This is a genomic window from Roseomonas rosulenta (assembly GCF_016106005.1).
Classification (GTDB): Bacteria; Pseudomonadota; Alphaproteobacteria; order Acetobacterales; family Acetobacteraceae; genus Neoroseomonas; species Neoroseomonas rosulenta.
Genome location: NZ_JACADR010000336.1, coordinates 1 through 4,219 on the forward strand (window position 1 = coordinate 1; position 4,219 = coordinate 4,219).

Annotated in this window: 3 protein-coding genes; 2 read left to right on the forward strand and 1 reads right to left on the reverse strand. The window is 73.5% G+C overall.

All coding sequences use genetic code 11. The annotated features are described in order from the left end of the window. Positions 1-1,077, reverse strand: a 1,077-nt coding sequence (locus HW578_RS23565; protein ID WP_198373147.1) for a TRAP transporter substrate-binding protein, incomplete at its 3' end; no start/stop codon positions are given. 242 nt (positions 1,078-1,319) lie between these two features. On the opposite strand from HW578_RS23565, the gene HW578_RS23570 reads away from it, so the two are divergent. Both HW578_RS23570 and HW578_RS23575 read left to right on the forward strand, forming a co-directional pair. Beyond that, positions 1,320-2,273: a Bug family tripartite tricarboxylate transporter substrate binding protein gene (locus HW578_RS23570; protein ID WP_198373148.1), complete on the forward strand. Its 954-nt coding sequence runs from the start codon at positions 1,320-1,322 to the stop codon at positions 2,271-2,273. Next, positions 2,266-4,219 (forward strand): hydantoinase/oxoprolinase family protein (locus tag HW578_RS23575; RefSeq protein ID WP_198373149.1); only part of this gene is annotated, 1,954 nt, incomplete at its 3' end. The genes HW578_RS23570 and HW578_RS23575, both read left to right, overlap by 8 nt.

Consider the following 4,219-nt stretch of genomic DNA (forward strand, 5'->3'; position numbering starts at 1 on the left):
CCCGCCGAAGCGCACGCCGGAGATGGGCGCGATCACCTCGTTGTAGATCTCCCCGCAGCGCGCGCCGCAGCGGCGCACCCAGCCGGGCAGCACCACCTCGCGGAAGATGCGCTGCGTCTCGGCGCGATCGGCATCTGTGGCCGGCACCTCGGTCATCGGCCGGGCGGCAACGTTGTGGATGCGGCACTCGGCGGCGCGGCCGATATTGCAGTCGATGCCGTCGCGCGTGGCCGCCGCGCCCAGCGCCCATTGCGCGTCCGACACCTCCTTCATGGTCGCCTCCATGAAGGCGCGCACCTGCGGGTCGAGCCGGTTCCACCAGGCGAGGTTGACGAGATACCCCGCCACCGCCCAGGAGACCGGCAGGTTCGAGATATGCGTCGTCACCTCCGGCCAGCGCGCCGCGGCACCCGAGCCCGACCCGGTGATGGCGCAATCCACCACGCCGCGTTCCAGCGCCGAATAGACTTCCGGGAAGCCGATGCTGACCGGCTGCGCGCCGAGCGCGGTGAAGTAGTCCACCAGCGAGTTGCCGAAGGTGCGCACGCGGCGCCCGCGCAGGTCCGCGAGGCTGGTGAAGGGCGCGCGGCAGAACACCACCTGCGCCGGGAAGGGATAGAGAGCGACCAGCCGCGTGCCGAAACGCTCGAGGTCGCGGTTGGCGGCGGGAATGATCGCCTCCGCCATGCGCTTCGCATCGGCGATGTCGGGCGCAAGGCCCGCGAGGTCCACGCCATCGAGGATCGGCACGTCGCCCGACAGCGTGGTCAGCGTGCCGGCACCGATCTCGACCTGCCCCGACCGCACCAGCCGCACGATCTCGTTGCCCGCGAGGTTGCGCTCGGCGTGGGTGGCGAGCGTCACCTGGATGCGCCCGTTGCTGCGCTGCGCCGTGGCGTCGCGCAGGATGGGCTGGTCCACGCGCGTGTACTGGGGCTGCGTCGGCAGCGGCTGCGTCACCGCGACGATGCGCACCGGCGGACCGGCCGGCAGGGCGGCCGGCTGCGCGAGCGCGGCAGGTGCGACGAGGCCGAGTGCGACGGCGAGCGCGGCGCGGAAGGAACCGGGACGATGCATCGGAAGTCTCCTTGTTGCGGGCCGGCCGGGGTCTGCGCCCCGGTTGCGATGATGCTGCATGACGATGTCGTCGGCGTGCGCGTGACGCCGAAGTTCAGCAAGACATGTGCCGCCGCCCGGATGTCGCGGCGCGATCCATCGAAGGAAGGCTGAAACCGCGCCCACGCCCTGTCAATGCGCCGCGGGGGCTTTCGCCGCCGCACGGGCGGGGTCATCCTGCGCCGTCAGCCGGAGGACCCGGGATGCGCATCCGCCGCCGCGGCCTCGTTGCCGCCATCCTCGCCACGCCCTGCATCGCGGGCGCGCAGTCCGCCCCGCCCGCGCGCCCGATCCGCCTGATCGCGCCCTTCCCGCCCGGCGGCGGCGTGGACCTTACGGCGCGCCTGCTGGCCGATCCGCTGTCGCGCGAACTGGGCCAGACCGTGGTGGTGGAGAACCGCGGCGGCGCCGGTGGCGTGATCGGCGTCGAGGCGATGAGCCGCGCCGCGCCCGACGGCACCACGCTGTCGCTGACCGGCGCGGGCACCATCACCGCCGGGCCGCATCTGCGCGCGCTGCCCTATGATGCGCTCGGCCTCGCGCATATCACACGACTGGTGCGCATGCCCTTCATCGTCGCGGTGCGCACCGACCTGCCGGCGCGCACGCTGCCGGAGTTCCTCGATCTCGCAAGGCGGCATGAGCTGCGCTACGCCTCGGGCGGCGCGGGCACCAGCCAGCACCTGACGGGTGAGCTTTTCAACCAGATGGCCGGGCTGCGCATGCTGCACGTGCCCTATCGCGGCACCGGGCCGGCGCTGAACGACCTCGCGGCGCGGGTGGTGGATGTCTATTTCGGCGACCCGGCGACGCTCGCGCTGATCAACTCCGGCGGCGCGCGCGCCATCGCCGTGACATCCCCGCAGCGCTGGCCGCTGCTGCCCGACGCACCCGCGGTGGCCGAGGGCGTGCCCGGCTACGAGAGCGAGAACTGGTACGGCCTGGCCGCGCCCCCCGGCACGCCGCCCGACATCCTGCGTTCGCTGCACGCCGCGGTCGTGAAGGTGATGCGCGACCCGGCGAATGTCCGGCGCTTCGACGAGGCCGGCCTGCATCCGGCGGTGATGGAACTGGACGACTACGCCGCCTTCCTGCGCGCCGATTCCGCGCGCTGGGAAGGCGTGGTGCGCAGGGGGAACATTCGCATCGATGGGTGACTCACGCCTGGCCGTCGATATCGGCGGCACCTTCACGGACCTGGTGCTGGAGACGCCGCGCGGCACGCGGGAGATGAAGCTGCTCACCACGCCCGAGGCGCCGGAGCGCGCCGTGCTGGAGGGCGCGCGCACCATCCTGGCGGCCGCCGGCTGCGCGCCCGGCGATGTGGGGCTGGTGGTGCACGGCACCACGCTCGCGACCAATGCGCTGATCGAGCGCAAGGGCGCGCCCACCGCGCTGCTGACCACCGAGGGCTTCCGCGATTCCGTCGAGATGGCCTACGAGCACCGCTTCGAGCAGTACGACCTGTCGATGCAGCGCCCCGAACCCCTGGTGCCGCGCGACCTGCGCCTCGGCGTGCCGGAACGCATGGCCGCCGATGGATCGGTGCTGCTGCCGCTGAATGAGGCCGCGCTGCGCGCCACCGCCGGCACGCTGCGCGCACGCGGCATCGCGGCCTTCGCCGTGTGCTTCCTGCATTCCTTCACCAACCCGGCGCATGAACGCCGCGCCGCCGCCATCCTGGCGGAGGAGATGCCGGATGCCGCCATCACGATCTCCTCCGAGGTCGCGCCCGAGATCCGCGAATACGAACGCGCCAGCACCACCATCGCCAATGCCTATGTGCTGCCGCTGATGGGCCGCTACCTGGCGGCGCTGGAGCAGGGCCTGCGCGACGCCGGCATCGCCTGCCCGCTGCTGCTGATGATGTCCTCGGGCGGCGTCACCACGGTCGAGACGGCGCGGCGCTTCCCCGTGCGCCTGGTGGAGAGCGGGCCGGCCGGGGGCGCGATCCTGGCGCAGGCGGTGGCGGCGGAGAACGGGCTGCGCGAAGTGCTCGCCTTCGACATGGGCGGCACCACGGCGAAGCTCACGCTGATCGACGACCTGGATTTCCAGCGCAGCCGGTCCTTCGAGGTGGCGCGCGCCTATCGCTTCATCCAGGGCAGCGGCCTGCCGGTGCGCATTCCGGTGATCGAGCTGGTCGAGATCGGCGCCGGCGGGGGCTCCATCGCGCGGGTCGATGCGCTGGGGCGCATCCTGGTCGGGCCGGACAGCGCAGGCTCCGTGCCCGGCCCGGCCTGCTACGGGCGCGGCGGGGCGCAGCCCACGGTGACGGATGCCGATGCCGCACTGGGACGGCTCGACCCGTCGCGCTTCGCGGGCGGGTCGATCGCGCTCGATGTCGCGCGCGCGGCGGCGGCAGTGGGCGGCGCCATCGCCGCGCCGCTCGGCATGGCGGCGACGCAGGGCGCGGTCGGCATCGCCGAGATCGTGGACGAGACCATGGCCAATGCCGCCCGCGTCCATGCAGTGGAGAACGGCAAGGACACCGCCGGGCGCGCGATGATCGCCTTCGGCGGCGCCGCGCCGCTGCACGCCGCGCGCCTCGCGCAGAAGCTCGGCATCGCGCGCGTGGTGGTGCCGGTCGGCGCCGGGGTCGGGTCCGCCCATGGCTTCCTGCGCGCGCCCATCGCCTATGAGGTGGTGCGCAGCCGGCACATGCGCCTCGACGCCTTCGACGCCGCGATGCTGAACACGCTGTTTGCGGAGATGCGCGCCGAGGCCGAGGCGGTGGTGCGCATGGGCGTGCCCGATGCACCGCTGACCGAAAGCCGCACCGGCTTCATGCGCTATCGCGGCCAGGGCCACGAGATCGCGGTCGCACTGCCCGCCCGCGCGCTTCGCAGCGACGACGCCGCCACGCTGCGAGCGGGGTTCGAGGCCGCCTACACCGCGCTGTTCGGCCGCGTCATCCCGCGCCTCGAGGTCGAGGCGATGACCTTCGCGCTCGCGCTCTCAGCCGCGCGCGCCCTGCCCGCGCCGGTGCCCGACCCGCCGCCGCGGCCCGCCCCCGCGCCCGCCGGCCACCGCGACGTGACAGACCCCGCAAGCGGTGCCACCGAGCCCGCCGCGGTGTTCGAACGCAGCGCGCTGGCTCCCG